This window comes from Pirellulales bacterium (genome assembly GCA_033762255.1).
Taxonomy (GTDB): domain Bacteria; phylum Planctomycetota; class Planctomycetia; order Pirellulales; family JALHPA01; genus JANRLT01.
Genome location: JANRLT010000072.1, coordinates 49416 through 67951 on the forward strand (window position 1 = coordinate 49416; position 18536 = coordinate 67951).

General features: G+C 55.3%; 9 protein-coding genes. 3 read left to right on the forward strand and 6 right to left on the reverse strand.

Going from position 1 to position 18536, the window contains the following annotated elements:
- Nucleotides 1–78 precede the first annotated feature (78 nt).
- From SFX18_20260 to SFX18_20280, 5 genes are all read right to left on the reverse strand, one after another.
- Nucleotides 79–2724, reverse strand: a complete 2646-nt coding sequence (locus SFX18_20260; GenBank protein ID MDX1965491.1) for a hypothetical protein — start codon at nucleotides 2722–2724, stop codon at nucleotides 79–81.
- Nucleotides 2725–2788: 64 nt separating this feature from the next.
- Nucleotides 2789–5500, reverse strand: coding sequence for a BatA domain-containing protein (locus tag SFX18_20265; GenBank protein ID MDX1965492.1), 2712 nt, complete (start codon nucleotides 5498–5500; stop codon nucleotides 2789–2791).
- Between the two features lie 491 nt (nucleotides 5501–5991).
- A complete protein-coding gene (locus SFX18_20270) occupies nucleotides 5992–7131 on the reverse strand; it encodes a squalene--hopene cyclase (protein MDX1965493.1) in 1140 nt (379 codons plus the stop codon).
- A gap of 374 nt (nucleotides 7132–7505) precedes the next feature.
- On the reverse strand, nucleotides 7506–9008 hold the full coding sequence (locus SFX18_20275) for a D-arabinono-1,4-lactone oxidase (protein MDX1965494.1): 1503 nt from the start codon (nucleotides 9006–9008) through the stop codon (nucleotides 7506–7508).
- A 453-nt stretch (nucleotides 9009–9461) separates the two neighbouring features.
- Entirely contained in the window at nucleotides 9462–10313 is an 852-nt protein-coding gene (locus SFX18_20280) for a DUF1571 domain-containing protein (GenBank protein ID MDX1965495.1), read from the reverse strand.
- A gap of 369 nt (nucleotides 10314–10682) precedes the next feature.
- Here SFX18_20280 and SFX18_20285 point away from each other — a divergent pair, with 369 nt between their 5' ends.
- Nucleotides 10683–11357, forward strand: a complete 675-nt coding sequence (locus tag SFX18_20285; GenBank protein ID MDX1965496.1) for an MBL fold metallo-hydrolase — start codon at nucleotides 10683–10685, stop codon at nucleotides 11355–11357.
- 313 nt (nucleotides 11358–11670) lie between these two features.
- Nucleotides 11671–13200, forward strand: coding sequence for a tetratricopeptide repeat protein (locus SFX18_20290; GenBank protein ID MDX1965497.1), 1530 nt, complete (start codon nucleotides 11671–11673; stop codon nucleotides 13198–13200).
- Nucleotides 13201–13838: 638 nt separating this feature from the next.
- On the opposite strand, the gene SFX18_20295 is transcribed toward SFX18_20290, so the two are convergent.
- On the reverse strand, nucleotides 13839–14660 hold the full coding sequence (locus SFX18_20295) for a sulfite exporter TauE/SafE family protein (protein ID MDX1965498.1): 822 nt from the start codon (nucleotides 14658–14660) through the stop codon (nucleotides 13839–13841).
- A 323-nt stretch (nucleotides 14661–14983) separates the two neighbouring features.
- Between SFX18_20295 and SFX18_20300 the strand changes: the two genes are divergently transcribed.
- Nucleotides 14984–18358, forward strand: a complete 3375-nt coding sequence (locus tag SFX18_20300; GenBank protein ID MDX1965499.1) for a YCF48-related protein — start codon at nucleotides 14984–14986, stop codon at nucleotides 18356–18358.
- Nucleotides 18359–18536 lie beyond the last annotated feature (178 nt).

The window sequence follows — 18536 nt, forward strand, 5'->3', positions numbered from 1 at the left end:
ATACATTGGTTGAATGAAAAACAAACAACACTGAATAATTAATTCTTAATTTTTAATTCTTAATTACTAATTACCCCATCACGCCAGGTTAATCAGCTTACGCACCAGCCATTCCACGATCAGCCAGCCGATGACCAGTCCAAACGACAGCCAGGTGCTTCCGAGGGGAAATATCCGCTCATTTTTGACAAGCTCGGTCGGGGCAGTGATGGCATCCGCCAATTCATTTGCCGTGGTCAGGTCGAACATCTTGCCGCCGCTGGCTAGCGTGATTTCTTGTTCCAGGGCCTTGTTTCGCACGGCGCTGCGCCGCTCCGCCGACAAGCTGGTTACCTGAAAGCGGACTTCGTTGTACTCGCGGGTGATCGGATCCAGCACGCGAACGCGGTGCTCTCCTCCATTCGCCACGGGAAAGCGGGCCTCAAACACCCCGTCCCGTATCTGACTAATGCCTAGTGGCTGGTTGGTGGTTACGCCAGGAGTGCGGCTGGGGAGTAAAATTTCGCCCACGAGGCGTTTTTCCGCCAGTTTATCGCTGGCCAACGGTTCATAGTTGGCGTCGTAGGCCTCCACGGTGACGGTGACCTGCTCTTCCGCCTGATACGTGTCTCGGTCGGTCCGCACCACAAACCGCTTTTGCGAGCCGATGGCATGGCTCAAGCCCAGGCGATGAATCATCTGGCCCCAAAACTGCCGATAGTATGTCTCGCCAAATTTGCGCCGCAACCGCCAGGTCTCGTTAAAGCCGATGTAAATGACCTCCCCCTTGCCATAGGGACGCACGGCTATCAGCGGTTGCCGCGTTTTGCCATCGGCACAGAGGTCCGTCGGATGCTCCGCCAGCACAATCGCCTGCGGATGCGGCCGCAACACAGGCTGGTACCATGGCAGGCGTCCCAGGTTGGCCCAGGCTTTTTTATTCTCGGCCTCGGCGCTGCCCCCTAAGCGCATAAAATCAAACTGCAACGCCTGCGGCGTCAGTTGCAGGGTAAACTCGCGGTCGTCGCGCGGGCGGGACTGTTGCGGGTCGGGAATGACCGGCAGCATGTCCGCCAGCGGCGAATTCGCCAGTTGCCCCGGACCAAATCGCGGCCCGGCAATCACCACCAAGCCCCCCCCAAACTTGCTGACAAATTCCCGCGTCATTTCACAAAAGCGATCCGCCCCCTGCAGTCGCTGCGCCGGCATATCCCCCAAAAAAATCACGTCATTGGCAAAAAAGTCGCTCCGCTTGGGCGTGAGATTGGGCAAGAACAGCTCGTTGGTCTGACGGACCTTGGGATCGGCGGAATTCAAAAACGTGCGAAATCCGCGCAGGCCCACCAACTTGTCTCGGTGAAACACTTCCTTGATAAATCGCCATTCCCACGACGGCTCGTGCTCCACATACATCAACCGCAAAAAGTCGTCCCGAATGTTGACCTCGCGCTGGGCGGTGTTATTTTGCTTGACGATCTCGCCGGGGAGCGCCTCGAGCGTGGCGGTAAACTGGTAATGGCCGGTGTCATTGGGTTGAAATGAAAAACTTTCGCTTTGCAAGGCCCCCGCTAACGGAACTTCCCGCTGGCCAATGAGCAGTTCATCACCGCTGGTTGCCGGACGATCCGTCAGCGAACCAGCCGCGGCGTCCCCCGCGATCTTTTTGGCGGTCAGCTTGAGCGAGGCGGTCTGTTCATCCAAGCCGTTTTGACGAATGGTGACCGTCAGACTTTCGCTTTCCCCTTTTTTCATAACCAGGGGGGCCTGCAAATCCACGCTGACATCCACCGCCGATTCTGGCCCAATTCCAATGGTGTATATCGGCCGGCCCAGGCGACTGACGGGTGAGGACTGACTACCGACGGGGGGAATGCCCGCGTTTTGGCCAAAATCACTCACGACCACCACGCCCGCCAGTTGCTGGCTGCTATGCCTCAGAACCAGATCCTCTAGCCCCTGGCCCAGCGCGGTGACTTCCCCCCGGTTGGTGAGTTGCGCGGCCAGCTTGGCGGGATCGACCGCGGCGGCGTTATTATAATTGACGCTGTCGGTACTGGTATCGAGCGGGCGGACTCCATCGCCCGCCTCGAGCACAAAGGCCCGCAAACGGAATTTTTCTTGCAGCTTGGACCAGACGTTTTTATCGGCGGGCAAACTGAGTTGCGCCTTGACATAATCCAGCCGCGTGGGGAGCGTGGTGTCCTCGGCGGGGGGAGATGTTGTTGAATTTGCGTCCGTGGCATTTTGGTTATCGGCGGTCACGGGCGGATTTGTGTCAGACCCTTGTTTACTAGCGGAAGTTACCGGCGGACTTCCGTCCGTCGCACGCTTGTTCGTTGCCTGCCAACCGGTGGCCGCCGCCAGCTTTTCCCGGTCGACGTCGGAATAATCGTCCCGAATCGCCATGCTTTCCGTGCCGTCAAACAGCACCCATAACAGCGGTTGGGGGCGGTGGGTCATTTCTAGCCGAAGGACCGGTTCGGCCAAGAGCAAAATCAAAATGCACAACACAATCGCCCGGCCAATGGCCAAAAACCAGGGGAGCACGGTATGGCCGTGGGCCTTGGCCGTTTGCCAGCGCAGATAAAACGTAATGGCCAGGGCAATCGCGGCCAAGCAACCAAATAGCACCCACGTGGCCCCGGTGCCGCGCGCCCAGCCGGCGGCGAACGACGCACTGAGGTGGTCGATCGACTGGACTTGGTCCAGACCGAGCAGTTTTCCAAGGAGTTCCGTCCAGGACATGGGTTAACAATAAAAGTCAAAAGGAGTCGGCCAAATGAACAACATTTCTACGTCAACAACCGTCTTATGTCTTGCGGGTCAAGAGCGGCCAAGCCAAAAGCAGCATTTCCCCCAGCAAAAACAGCAGCACCGTCAGAGTGAGCCACCACCACAAACTTTGCCCCCAAACAAGCGCGCCGGACAAACTGACCGGCGTCCCCCGTTCCAGCCATTGAATGGCGACGGGAGGCTGGGCGGTAGCCGGACTTCCCGCTGAAGCCGCGCTGGTATCCTGTGCAGCCGGGTTATTAGCCTGCTCGATCCAATTATCAAAGCCGGCGCGTCCCAGATAACCAAGCGCGGATTCGTCGCTGGGGCCATTAACGGCAAACGGGATGCTGGTGGCGGGGGCATCAACCGCGGAATCAGGGGGCATCCCCCCGCCCGCGCCCCGTTGGGCGCGGACCGTATAAATGCCCCGGTTTGTGACATTGCGCACGATGACGCCGTACTCGTCAGGGCCAAAGGCCTCGATCGAAAGGGGCTCGGCCCGCGCGGCGTCATCGGCGGAGGAGCCGGGACGGAGGACCGAATACCGCATCAGGTTATCCTGCACCGGTACGCGAATACGTTCGATCTGGCTGAGGTTTTGCCGCGGCAGCGTGCCGTCGATTTTATCGCGCAGCATTCGGTCAAACACCACAAACACATCCGACAAGGCGAGCATGCTCCAGCGGGAAGAAAGCCCCGTACTAACAAAGGTGACCGTCCCCGCGCCGATGTTGCGTTCGACAATGAGGGGCAGGCCATTGGACAAGGTGGCTAAAGCGCGGGGAGCCTCGGCTGCCACGATTTTTTCCGGCGCGACAAGTTGCGCCGGGGTCAGCGCGGGGCGTTGCAGCCACGTTAGCCATCGCGGCTCGAGTATGGCGCGGCGGCGGCGGCCCGCTTCGCGCTCGGTCACTTCCGTGGCAGAGAGCGGGCCTTGCTTTTCCTTGGCCGATAATTTTGCTTCATTTTCCAAGATTTTTTGCAGTTCCTCTTGTTCGGAGGTGACTCGCTGAAGCTCTGACTTTTGCAGTTGTGCCAGGGTTTCGGTATCGAGCGCGGCCTCGGCCAGGCGAAACATCACCGGACTAACGCCGCTCATGCCGGGACTGGTAAAAAACCGCCGTTGATCGGCCTTGCTCATGTCGGGAAACTGAAAATAGGCATGCGCCAGCGAGTCGGGATTGATAGTAAACAGGTCGCGCGCGGAACTGATCTCTTCCGCGGGTTTGCCCACAAACTGGGGCTTGAGTGGCGCGGGCAAAATCCCCGCTCCTTCCAGCCACGCGGTTTCTTGCCACTGGACCGGATCAAAGTTTCCCCCCGCAACAATCACCAGCGGCCCTCCTTGCCGCACATATTCCCGTAAGAGCGGCACCGTGTCTCCCGGACTGGCAATCCCCGCCAACACCACCAAGCGGGCGGTTTGGAGCAGTTCTTGCGTCAATTCATCCGGGGAGAGATGCACCACCTTGATGAGTTGCGGCGACATGTCATTGGCGGAAAGCTTGGGTGCCAAGAGTCGCCGCAGGGGGTAGGTCTCGCCAAAGCGCTGCGCCCGGGGATCTTCATTACGACTGCCATATTGATCGATAAACAGCACGGGCAATTCCGAAACCACGGGAATAATCACATACCGTTGATCATCGGCGGCCAGGGCATCGGGGGTCAGAGCCACGCTGGCCCGCACATAGTCAATCTGCCCCGGCAGGCGGTCGGCGGCCTCAAATCGATAGCGGAACGCGACTTCCAATTCTTGTCCCGGATTAAGGTCTACCTTTTTGCTGTCGCGTACTTCGCCATCAATTGTTAATGAGACTTGCACATCGCCGCGCGGTTCTGGTCCATCATGCCGAATCCTAGCTAGAATGGTCGTCGGCGTCTGCACATCCGCAATGCCGTCCAGTACCTGCACATCCGCCACCCAGGTGTTGCTGGCTTGGCGCGGGGCGACATCCAGCACCACCATGCGTGGTTGCTGGCCGAGAGCGTCGGTGCCATTGGCGACATTGCCACTGGCGGTACTGCCGCTCAGTTGTGCGCCGTTGGAATTTGCCACACTCGCGGCTGATTCACCACCGCTCCCCAGCCATTCGCCCGCCAAACCCGCACTAGGCCAATTGCGCGCTTGATTATCGCTGACCAGCGCGATCAGCCGCGCGCTGGGGGGAAACTCCGACCCGCTAAACGTCGCCTGGGCCAGATCAACCGCCTGCGAGAGGCGTCCCGCGCGGTCGACCACTTCGATCCGATCAATCGCCTCCACCGCATCGGCGGCGTTGCGATAAGAGTCCCGCGTCGCCCCCGTGGCCGACCCACACAACGGAATCACCGCCACCACACTCTTTTCCGGCAAGGTTTCGATAAATTCCTTGGCTCGGGCCTTGGCTTCCTCCAGTACGCTTTTGCCCAAAGACTGTTGGTAACCCATGCTCAGGCTATTATCGATGACCAGGGCGACGTGCAGCGGTTGATTAGGAGCCAGGGAAGTGGCGGACTGTTGAAAGAAAGGCCGCGCCAGCGCCAGCCCAAACAGAGCCAGGGCCGCGCTGCGCAGGATCAGCAACAGAATATCGCGCAGGTGCAAAATCTTGCGGTTCCGCTGCAGGGCCTCGCGCAGAAAATCCATCGCCGCCCAATTGACCACCTTGAACCGGCGGCGATTGAGCAGGTGAATAATGACCGGTGCGGTGGCGGCAATCAGCCCCCCCAAGGCAAACCACGCGTATCCTGGCAAAAAACTTAGCATGGAGGATGAGGAGGGGAGGCTGGAGAAGTGGAGTTTGGAGGAGTGGAGAAATGGTTTTTGGTATTTGGAGTATGGTTTTTGGTAGGGGAACTTCCAACATTATGCGGGCCAAAGGCCCGACCTATTCCAGCCTAGGGCAAGCGCAGCGTCGCCCTGGGTTAAAGGAAAACAAAACGGAAGGGCCAACGGCCCGATTCATCCAGTTCGACCAACAAATTCAATTAACAGTTCCCTGGTTTTGGGGCTGAAGCCCGAACTAAAATACCCCTGCATCCTCGTTGACTCTGCGGCTTACTGAAATTTGGTATTTAGTGCTTGGCATTTGGTTTATTTTTCTCAAATGTATTAATTTGTAATTCGTAATGGCCTTGTTGAATATTACCACTAATTGTGCTTGCACACACCAAAAATTGCCACGCTAGCACAAGATGTAGTATGAAAAATCGAATTAGTCAACAAGGCCATTCGTAATTCGAAATTTGTAGTTAACTTCAATTTCCCTTTTGAAACTGACTGATTTTGCCATCTTGCAAGATGGGCAAGTACCGGTTGGGAATGGCCAAGATAAAACACGCCACGCTGGTCCCGTACAGTTCACCGGGCTTGCCACCAATGCGGGATTCTCCCTGCCGGCCACGATCCTGCCATTTGCCATCGTCATCTCGCCCCGGCTCATGCACTTGGGCGGCGACCAATTGATCCCGCAAGATCGGATACCCCTCGCGCCAATGTTGCCCCCCGACCTGATACAGAGCCTGGCCCACGTAATACAGCGTGTAAGAGTCAAACGGCATGACGCCATCGCGACTTTCGGGGCGGTTGGAACGTTTGATCGCGGAGTTGACAAATTCCATGCTCTTAAAAATGCGCCAATCGTCATATTGGCCAAATTCTTGGAGGCAAACCACGCCGCAGGCCGCCATTGCGATTGTCCCCTGCCCACCCTGATTGTAAGTAAACTGCCCCGGCAAGGTCCGTTCTTCGTTTTCGTTACCCTGGCGGTTCTGAGGGGTATAATGCGCGCGGACGCAGGAAATCGCCTGCCGCACGGTGTCGGGCGAGACCTCAAACCCACTGTCCATCGCGCTCCGCAGCGCCTTGGCCTGCATCACCACCAAACTTAGGTCATGCCCCCGGTCCTGACGCTTGGCAATGTAGTCCCATCCCCCGTCGCCACACTGGGTATTGGCAATCAGCCGCAACGCCCGCTCCAGCACGGGACCAATCCGCTGATCGTTGGAGATGCCATACGCCTGGCCCAACACAAAGCACGCCAATCCATGGTTATACATGTCGCGCTGGGGGTTGCTGGCGTTGAGCAGGCCGGAAGGCTTGGCATGTTTGATGACATAATTGAGTGCTCGTTCGACGTTGGGGCCGTACTTTCCGCGGCCCGGGGCGTGCCCCGCCGCCATAAAGGCCAATGCCCCCATACTGACCAGGCCGACATCGTTGGATTCCCAGTTCCCCTCCGCCCCTTGATTGCGCGCCAGCCACGCCAGCCCCCGCTCAAGAGCGGCCTCGCTGTCGGGTGTGATTTCCCATTCCCCCCCTACAAAGGGGGTACCGGAAAATGCGCCGCCGACATTCGCGTCCTGGCCATAGGCCAATTCAGGCAAAGAGACCGCCACAATAAATAAAAAACCAAGCTGAATCGTTAGACAAATGAACTGGAAAAAACCCGCAAATCTGCGCGGCACATGCAATTGAAGGGGCATATGAAATTTAGGGAGCACTTGAAATGTAGGGAGCATAACCAAAGTATTTAGCAAAGGTACTGGCATAAAATCAAGCGCGGATTAGCACGGTGTTTTTACAAAAGGGAAAAAAATACAGCGTAGGCGTGGATTGCCACAGAAACGGGGCTGTGCGCCCGTATGCTAACAACACCTAATAATCCCGCCCGACTGCGGCATGTCAATCATTTATGACTTGATCGATCATCAGGTTACATAAGGGAGGGAAATTTCCCCGCCGTTAGCAGAGACTAAAATTTTATTTTGGTTCAGATTGTGGAAATTTCAAGATTATCCCCGCCGTAACCCGCCAAATGCGGCATTTCCTTGAGCGAATTTCGCAGCCAAGCATTGGCAAATTGGCCCGGGGGATCGTATTTTTTGGCGATTGCCACAAATTCCGACCAACGAGGATAAAGCTGGCTCAGCGTGACCGCGGGAAGGGGACAGTATTTCCCCCAGTGCGGTCGCCCCGCGTATAACTCGTACAGGGCTGTGGCCCAGATTCTGGCAAATTCAAAGTACCCTGCCCGTCGCTCCGGCAATTCATAGCTAATTAAACTGATCGCGTAATACGGTTCGGTACCGGCGGCCATCGAGATCAGCGTGTCATCCGGCAACACTTTGCGAACGCAAATCACATAATGCTGAAAATACGTCCCCGCCGCTGCTTCAACTTCGCTTGTCATGACGTCGCAGACGGGATTTTCGGACCAACATGCCGGGGCGCTGGCTTGCTCACCACTGAATCGCTTTAGCAACCAGATCGTGACATCCAGCGCGGCGCGCAGATCCCCGCGAGTGACAAAAATCTCGGTCTCGATATGGCGGTACAGTTCGTGTTCCATGATCAACTGCCGATCGGCCCGATCCACCACGCGCCAGTTTTGCGGCAGCAAGCAAGGCATCACCGCGCGAAAAAACCAATAATTGCAAAACTGCGGCAAATAGCGCCGCCCGCAAGCCATGAGCATCCAATGAAAGATTCGGTCCATTCCCACCGACCAAAACAGCCGATACAGCGGCGCGGACCAGGAGCGCGGCAACGTCGATTCCCGTCGTTGCTGGGCAAAAAAATCCCAGCGATACGGAACCATGTAAAATTGTTGCAGCGGATACTCCGCTTCCTGGGCGAGAACCTGCTCCAGATCGGTATAGCGGTAAAAGAACTCTTCGACCTGGAATTGGCGGCGGATGGGAAGTTTGATCGCGACAATCACCCCCAAGAGGCCCAAAGCGCAGCGCGCGGCCCGTAATTCGCGCGGGTCCGACACCGTGCGAATGACCGGTTGGCCGGTTATGGCGTCAAACCCGGCGATCCGCACTTCCAGGGCATAATGCGACAGACTATGCCGCCCCGAACCATGCGTACCGGTGGACATGGCTCCCGCCAGGGCTTGCTCGGTGATAAGGCCCAGGGCGGGGAGCATCCAATCTCCCGCCGCCGCCAGCTTTTCCAGGATGTGTTTTATCTGGCAGCCAGCTCCCACCCAGGCCGTCGGCTGGGTCACACTGTCATTCCGGGTCATACTGTCATTCTGGGTCACACTGGCTTCTACTGTTACCTGATCCAAGTGCCGCAAATCCAGCAAGACCTCGCTGGATTCGATAAGGGGACTCCACGCATGAGTCCGTCCCACCACGCGAAAGCGGGATTGGGCGTGGCGGGCCATGATTTCCAGCAACTCCGCCTCGGACCGGGGGGCATACACACTTTGGGGTGTAAAGCTGACATTCGCGCCAAAATTGGTGACCCTAGCGGTAGTGGTCATATCGTCCCTCTGTGATCAACTGGGTTGGTTAGTGAGAAAGAATATAAACAGGCCAAAGATACCTCACTTGCCTCGATAGTTATAACGCGAATTTTCACCTTTGGCGAATAAAAAAAGCCACTCGCGGCATTACCCGCGAATGGCTTGATTGGTTTAAAATGCACAATTCCGCGCTACTTACCCCGGGGTTAAAAGGTGGGACTGTGCCGACGGTCGCCTTGCAAAATCGCCGAATTCTTAGTGGCTTGTCACCACCCTACGGCACCTGTTTTCTGCTCATTCAAGTTTCACGGCAGCGCTCCACTCTGCGTCGCGGCTACCTTCGCGAACCCGCGTCCAGCAGACCGTCTCCCGCAAACCGCCGATACCATCGGCGGCTTTGTCAGATACGGGCTAAAGCCTTCGTCCCTGTTCCCCATCCCCCGTTCCCTCGACCCTAACCCCTCACCCCGCTTACTTAAAGTTATACTGCGGGTTGCGGGAGTCAAAGTCCGCGTCTGTCAGGCCGGTATTCAACTGCAAGTTCAAGTACGTATATTCCTCCATCAGGACCGGTTGGCCCCCTTGCTTTTCCGGCCAATCGTAGGCCTCATAGCGGATCGGCACATTCAATTCGTTATCCACGTAAATCCGCGCCACATGAAACAAAAAGTTCTTGCGCGGCACCGGATGCACCACCTGCATCATCGTGCATTCGCGGCCGTTAATCTTGGCCTGCGACATGTTCACTTCACATTCGCCAAACTGGCGGTCGTTTTCCGCCACTTCGATCAACCGCCGCGTCAGGTTGTACAGGCCCAGCTCGGTAATGGGATAACGGTTGTCCTTCATGGCGAGCGCCGAATTCGGCTTGAGCGATACCATCCCAAACCGCGCGGCCAAACCCTTCCCCTCGTGGGCCAGCAAATTGCCATCATTCGCGCCATGGACGTAGATCACTTCGCGACCCTTGACCGCGTCCGGCTTTAAAAAGCTCATGTATACGCTGAACGGCTCTTGCCGCACTTTGGTGTACATATACTCGGCGTCTAACAACTTGCCATCGATCCGCTCGCGCTTGACCAGCGTGCAAGTGTAGTCCTTGATATCTTCCTTGATGTGCTTCATCCCCTTGTAGGCAATTTCCAGGCACGGATCCAGCGGGTGGGCCTGATTTGCCGCGGGCTGGGCGGGTACTGGCTGTTGTGTCGGGGGAAGGGGGGTGGTTTGACCGCTGACGATCGCGGGAAAGAGCAGGGCCGCCGCCAGGCAGCCTCCGCCCAGACTCGCCAGGCTAAATACACGTGAAATCCAAGAACAACGCATTTTTCTACTCCTTTTAAAGTTGTGCCAAGTATGTTGCGTGGGGGGGTGGGGAATTCAATCCATCGAATTCAAAGTTTACCTAACAACTCAACAATGCCAGCGGGACGATATTACATTAAGGTCACTCTTATGTTACTTTCCGCTTTCTGTGCAAGTCAAATGCCAAATTTGCAAACCAAAGGCAAAAACATCTCGCAAACATCCCAAACCACCCAAGCTGCCAAATAGCTGAATAATTCGCACAGCTTAGCAAAAGTGGGTAATTTTGGTTAAAGTCTGTAATCTTTATCGCCCCGCCGACTGCGTAATAATTACAAAGGTTTGCCAACTCCTTTGACATTTGACATTTTACGGACAACCACCAATTCCATGGCATTTACTAATTCCATTGATCAACTTGATCCAAAGGTGCGGATAGAGACGATTGTTTCCGCCCCGTTTGACCAAAATTGCTACCTGATCTGGGTGGCGGGTCAATCTGAATGTGTCGTCGTCGATCCCGGCCTGCAACCGCAACTGATTATCACGGCGATAAAAAAAGCGTCCCTGACGCCCGTCGCGATCTTGCTGACGCATGGACATGCCGATCATATCGCCGGCAATGGTGCGCTCAAGGCTGCCTGGCCCACGTGCCCGCTGGTGATTGGTGCCGACGATGCGGAAAAGCTTACCAATCCCCAGCTGAACCTGTCAGCGTTGTTTGGGATGCCAGTGGTTAGCCCCCCCGCCGACCGGTTGCTACGCGGGGGGGATGTGGCGGAGTATGGCGGGCTGGCCTGGGACGTGCGCGAAGTTCCCGGTCACAGTCGGGGGCATGTGGTGTTTATTAGCCAGGGGCTGAATCCACCGCTGGTGATTGGCGGCGACGTGCTGTTCGCCGGCTCGATTGGGCGGACGGACTTTCCTGACGGGGACCACGAGTTGCTGTTGCGCGGCATTCGGACCCACCTGTGGCCGCTGCCGGACGAGAGCATCGTCCTCCCGGGCCACGGCCCCGCAACCACAATCGGCGAGGAAAAACGCAATAACCCGTGGCTAGGGTGAAAGTAGTAGGCATCGTCCCGATGCCGTAATCAGAAAGTAGCAGTCCCCGTCCCGATGCCGTAAACAAAAAGTAGCAGAAACCATCCCGATGCCGTAAACAAAAAGTAGCAGAAACCATCCCGATGCCGCAAAAGAAAGTAGTAGGCATCGTCCCGATGCCGTAAACAAAAGTAAATCTGCTAGCAATCGTAGTTAGTAGCATGCGACTGTTATCTGCAAGCACCTTTTTGATTGACTCAACAATCACACATAATTATGATCTGCTTGCTTAAATTTCACTGGTCTGTAATCCATTCCGATATGCGAGGGGCCGATGAGTGGCAAATTCTGGCTTACTTTCTTGATCTGCGTGTTCCCAGGTACGCCGCTCCTGGCGGATGACCTATGGATTGGCAAGCGGGTATTTTGGCGCGATGATGCTATCGCAAAGATCGGAAACCAAGTTTTCGATGTTACTTTAATCCCTTATCCCGCCACTGTTGAACATGTTAACGGCGAATGGCTGTGGCTGGAGCGGGCCTGGGTGCGGAAGAAGGATGTGATGGATGTGATTGGAGCATTTTCAATGGCAAACACTCGAATCTCGATTAACTATGCTCCCGCAGAGGCTTTGCGTATTCGAGCAGCAACGTGGATTGCATGGGGTAATTACGATAAAGCTTATTCTGACATTCAACTAGCAATCCTACACCATCCAAAAGATGCGTTTAACTACCTTTACCGGGGAAACCTCAACTTTGAACGTAAAGATTATAATAAAGCCATAACGGACTATGACATAGCTATCGGAATCAATCCAGACTTATCCAAGGCTTACCGAGATCGAGGATTTGCCAAGAACATGCTACAGGATTATGCTGGTGCGTTACGGGATCTTAATGAGGCAATCCGACTTGATTCAAAAGATTATTTATCGTATTTTAATAGAGGATATGTACATGATGATATGGGAAACCACGATAGAGCGATCAAAGATTTTGATAACGCTATACAATTACATCCATACTATTATCTATCCTTTTACAATCGTGGCATTTCAAAGCAATCCAAACAAGAACTTAATGCTGCTATCAAAGATTACGATGTAGCTATTCGACTTAACCCAAAATATGCCCCCGCGTACAATAACCGCGGTCAAGCCAAAATGCTTCAAACCGACTTTCATGGCGCAATTCAAGATTTCGATGCTTCAATTCAATTAGAACCGTCTAATGCTAATATTTATATAATTCGCAGCTATGCTTTCACTCAGATAAAGCACTACGATGAGGCCATACGCGATGCCAATAAAGCAATCCGAATCGATCCTTCGCTCAGCCTAGCATTCGAATACCGTGCAGGGTCAAAACTTTACATAAATGACTATAGTGGCTCAATTCAGGATTATTGCGAAGTAATTAAACGCGATCCTAAAGATAGTAAAGCTTGTTATAGACTAGGCATAGCCTATCACTGCAATCGTGATTATGTCAGTGCTCTTAATAACTTTAATAAATCCATCAATTTAGATGCCAACTCAGTTATGCCATCCGCTTGTAAATCCTTTCTCCTGGCCACCTGTCCCCAACCAGAATTTCGCGATGGTCCTTTAGCATTAGAATTAGCGGAGTCAGCTCTGAAGCAGGCGAATAAGGATGGTTATGCCCTGAATGCCAAAGCATGCGCACTAGCACTCTTGGGCAAGTATGACGAGGCGATAACGTGCCAAGAATTGGCCAAGCTGGACAACGATTGGAGAAGCGACGAATTGCCAAGTGGTGGCAAACTTGCTGAGGAACGTATCGCGGCTTGGAAATCTAAAAAATTATGGCTGAGTGAACCACCCGCGCGGGATAAAAAGTAAAATAAGGTTGCTGCGAGTATTTGCCTAAACCTATCGGTTAATAAAATTAAAAGAACCAACATGAACAAGCTCCACGGCGCCCAGTTCCCAATTTTCCCAGCGGGCAATTGCTGATTTACCAGGATAGCGGCTTACGCTTTACAATTTCTACCGCGTCCGGTCGCCGCGCGGAACGGCTAAACGGCAGGGAGGGGGTGAAGAATGAAGAATTGGCAATTGTGGTGTGGGGCGGGTTGCTATAAAGATGGCGCTCCTCCGGAGCAGCGTGGGTGTTGCTCGTTACCCATCACCTTCGTCTCTGCCCGTTCGGCGACGGAGTCGCCTCCTACATTTTTCCCGCGATACGCGTCTGTTGCCGCTAATTCCGCCGATGCCAGCGGCGGCTTTGGGTGCGTCGTGGCAAAATTATCATTTCCATAAACCAAATACCATAAACCAAATACCAGTCGCTCGCGCTTCGCTGCGCGGCGCGGCTAAACATAATACGGCACCGGGACGCGCTTCGCTACGCGGCGCGGCTAAACGTAGTCCGGCACCGGGACACGCTGCGCGGCGCGGCTAAACGTAATACGGCATCGGGACGCGCTTCGCTACGCGGCGCGGCTAAACGTAATACGGCACCGGGACGGTGCCTACTACTATCCGGCCCATTGCCGCCAAAAGTACCAAGCCGTCAGCACGCTGCCGATCAGCACAATCAAGCGCCGCAGCAAATGCTTGTCCAGCAAGCGACCGTAATGCGCGCCAAAGTAACCCCCGGCCACCCCCGCCAGGACCATCGGCAGCGCGCGGGGCCAATTGATGATCTCTCCTTGTCCGGGGACGGGAAAACTATCTTGCCACAAAAATAGCGCGAGCGCGACGGCGTTAATCAGCGTCGCCAGCACCGTCTTGACCGCGTTCATGCCATGGATGTCGGTCATGCCCAAGAGGCCCAGCGAACTGAGCATGAGGATGCCGATCCCCGCGCCAAAATATCCGCCGTACAGGCCAATCGCCGTTTGAAAAAGCAGAATCGCCCCCAGGCGGCGGTTGCTTGCCGGGACGACATGTGCATCACCGGCATTTGCCAGGCCGCTAGAGCGTAAAATCCGCGGCTGCAGGGCAAACAGCAGCGTGGCCAAGAGTATCAGCCACGGTATCAATTTTTGAAAAGTTTCCGGCCGCCCCCACAGCAGCAACAACGTCCCCGCCACACTCCCCAGCAGACTGGGCCAAAATAGCCACTTTAGCCAATGCCCATAGTGCGAAAGTTCCCGCCGATACGCCCAAGCGGAGGCAAACGACCCGGGGCAGAGGGCGATGGTGCTGGTGACATTGGCGGCGACTTCGTTCCCGGCCCCTAGCGACCACACAAGCGCGGGAAAAGTGAGAAACGTCCCGCCGCCAGCGATAGAATTCATGGCCCCGGCCAACGCCGCCGCGCCCATCAGCACCACTAGTTCGGCAATGGTCGGCACGCGCGGGAAATTCCTCAAAAGCTAGCACAAGAACAAAATACCCATCAACGATTCCGCTAGCACGGAGGTCGGGAGGATGTGCAACCAGGTTCAATGGCCATCGGATGAAGGCAAAAACCGTGGGCGCTCGCCCAGCGGCTGATGTGATCAACTCAAATTGACAGCTTTTCCAAAACATTAGGATAAATGGGCATCGCGGTCGCGTTAAGGCGTCTTTTGAATCCAAACCAGATTTCTCTATGGCGGCTGGGGGCAATTTGCTACGATTTGGCGGATTTTTTAGCCTGAATCGTTCCCGCGGAATTTTTACGCTGATTTATTGAATGTCATCCGTCATGCTGCCTTACCTCCCCAGCCCATACAGTCGCCGGACCGCGCAAGCAGTTAGCCTGGCAAGCTTGAACATCCGCCCCGCGCTTTTGTTCTGTCTGATTCTGTTAATTGCTCTGGCGCGTAGCGCACGCGCCGACGAGCGCGATTACCCCGATATACCCGCGAATCTGTTTCAAAATAATATTGACCGCCGCGAACGCCAGGGGGTCTTTTCCCAGCCGATTGATGATCGCGCCTTAAATCCAGCGGGGCTGAACCTGCCCGAGCCAAGTCCTCCGCCTATCGGAAGTGAACATTTCGCCGCTAACAAGGCTCCCGCCGCCACGACTGTCAATCCTCCACCGGCCGAACACCCGGTCGATCCCGCGGAGAAATCGGTCGCCTGGTTGCAGCCCTATGCCCGCAGTTGGCAATCCGATGCGACTTTACGGAGTGTCTGCTTTGTCAACACACGACAAGGCTGGGCCGTGGGAGACCAAGGCGCAATTTGGGCGACGACCGATGGGGGCCGGACCTGGCAACCACAGGACTCCCGCGTGTTTGCCACATTAACCGCGGTCAGCTTTGTCGATGAGCAGCATGGTTGGATCGGCGGCGTGGTGTGCCATCCCGCGGCGGACGCCACCAGCGCGGTGATCTTACGCACGGTGGATGGTGGCCAAAATTGGATTCTTGACCAACATCAGCAACTCCCCGGGATCCGTCAACTGAGGTTTTTTAATCATCAGGTTGGTTGGTGCGCGGGGCAATTTTCGACGATCTTTGGGACAAATATTTTCATCACGGAAAATGGGGGGCGCGATTGGCAACCGGTTGTTAATAAGCAACAGTCCGATATCCTGGCCGCACTGGCCACTGATCAGCAAGTTGCCATCTCTCTTGCCAATAGCAACACTAGCGGACCTACCGCCATGACAAAGCGGTTACGCTTTACCTTGGCTAGCCAGCGCGGCATCCAAAGCGGAAGTTTGGCCGAATGGTCCTCCATTGCCACTCCCTTTGATGGGTTGCGAGGTCCACGAGCCATGGCACATGACGAGTCGGGAAACACCTGGCTGGTTGGCCAAGGGGGGCTTATTCTGCAAAACACGGCGGAAAACAGCGACTGGACAAAGCCGGGCCAACTGCCTGATTCGGCAGAATTACAGTGGTGTGACTGGCAGGCCGTGGCGTGTCGCGGGCCAAAAATCTGGATCGCGGGCACCACCGGGGGACGCATTTTACATAGCAAGGACGCTGGCCAAACCTGGCAATGGCAGAAAATCCCCACCACGTTGCCAATCTTTGATCTGCACTTTCGCGACGAACGGCATGGCTGGGGAGTGGGGGGATTGGGTCAAATTATCCTTACCAGCGATGGGGGCCAAACCTGGGAAACCGTCCAGGGCGCCAATCGCCGCGCGGGGGTGCTGATTGTCGTCAATGAGCCAAGCCAAATCCCCTGGGAATTGATCGCCCAGTTAAGCGGCGCGCAAGGTTTTCGCACCGTGGTAGATGTGTTGAATCGACGTGATGTCGAAGTTCCCTCCCCCGCCATCGAACGACAAGCGATTCGCGTGCGGGCCGCGCTAGCCAGCTTGGGCGCCACGTTGGCGGAACCTGAGTGGCGGTTTCCGCTGCGGCAACCGGGAATTGATTGGCCTAGCGAACGCCTGAATCAAATTTGGGGGCAATCCGCCGGTACCACGTCACAACTAGCGCTCAAAAATTTCTGGCGGAACACTTTACTTACCTGGCAACCGGCGGCGGTCCTAGTGCCTCAGCCGGGACCTGACGCCCCCGCTCAAGATGTGTTGCTGCATGCCAGTTGCTTGGAATATTGGCAAGCGACCGGTTCCAGCGGTGCAGACCCATCCCCCCCCTTATGGTCCTTTCAACCAACCGCGCAACCCCATGCCGGAGGATTGTCTTGCCAGCAGCCGGTCCCACGGACGCCGATAACATTGGAGGAATGGGCACTTCCGGCGCGGGCCATGGCACGGGGGGTTGCTCAAGTTGGCCTGCGCGGTTCACTGAGGTCTCCTCAGGAATTACCCGCTGGCTGGTCTTGGCACTGGCAAGCGGGTACAAGCCCGCCGACGAACCCTAACGCACAAATTCTTAGTCACAGCGAACATCCGGCAGACTCTCCCACACGTCGAATGCTGGTACAAAATGACACGCCAGGATTTTCCCCGACGGAAACCATAGCCAGTGGGCGGCGACGGGTTTGGCAAAAAATGCTAGTGCAGGGAAAATTAACAAAATCCGCCAACTGGTTGCCCATGCTGGATGAGTTTACGCGTGGCAGTTCCCCTGAAGTCGCCGCCGACACCTTGCTAAATTTGTCCAGGGAATGTGAAAAAATTGGTCGCCTGGATTTGGCGGGATTAATCCAACAACACTTATGGCAAAAATATCCCTTGACCACCGCCACTGGTCAAATTTGGTTGGCGGAATTGCGTCAGCTTTCCAGTTGTGAATTGCAACATTGGCAAAAACGCGGGGCCACCCCGGAACAGGGGGGAACGGCTGCGCCAGGGTCAAACACCCACCGCGCCCGACTGCAAAAAGTCAATGAAATACTTTGGCGGCATCACCCGCAATTGGCTTGCCCCCCTGAAATCCAATTTTTATATCACTCCTGGCATGAAGAACATCCTCAGGAACCGGGTGCCACAACGCCACCTTTGGGCTTAAAAATCCTAAGCAAGCCTCCCTACCACAGCCGCTTTTCCGATGATTGGCAGGAAGTTATCAATGCCGAATTGCGGGACACCGCAGGCAGACGTGCCCCCAAAGCTCACTGGGGTTGTCGGGCTGTTACCATAAAGCCATACCTGGATGGCATTTGCGATGACGAAACCTGGCAGAAAACGGACGCTATCTCGCTTCGCGGTGGAGAATTAGATAGCGATTTACCCCCCACCACAACACGCTGGGCGTATGACGCCGAGTATCTATATTTAGCGGCGGAATGTCAGACCCACGACCCGGAAAACCAGCCCGAGATCGCCAAAACTCGTTCCCGGGACCCCGATTTGACTGCTCAAGAACGGATCGAGTGGTATTTGGACCTGGATCGCGATAGGAATACTTGGTTTCATTTCGAGTGCGATTCCACAGGCAAGGTAAGTGAAGATTGCACGGGGGATGAACGCTGGAACCCCGAGTATTTTGTGGCGGCCAAGCGTTCCGAGACGGGTTGGAGCGTGGAAATGGCCATTCCCTTGCGGGAGTTAACCGCTAGCAACGAACTGTTGGGGCAATCTTGGATTGTCCAGGTGAATCGCATCTGGCCCCGGCAGGGGTTACAATCACTCCGGGGAACCCCCTCGACTCAAGCCCACCCCGTCGATTGGGGAACCTTGCGATTTGTCCCATAAAGATGAAAAAGAATTTGCGGACAAGTTTTTACCCATGCTACAACAATTCACCTATAATCTTCTGGCATATAGACTTAAGAAACTAAACAATAAGCCAATAACGGCTTTTATGGTGATTTTAAAAGCACTTTTTGGGGGGATTCGCCAATACAGAATGCCCCGTCGGCGAATATAATAA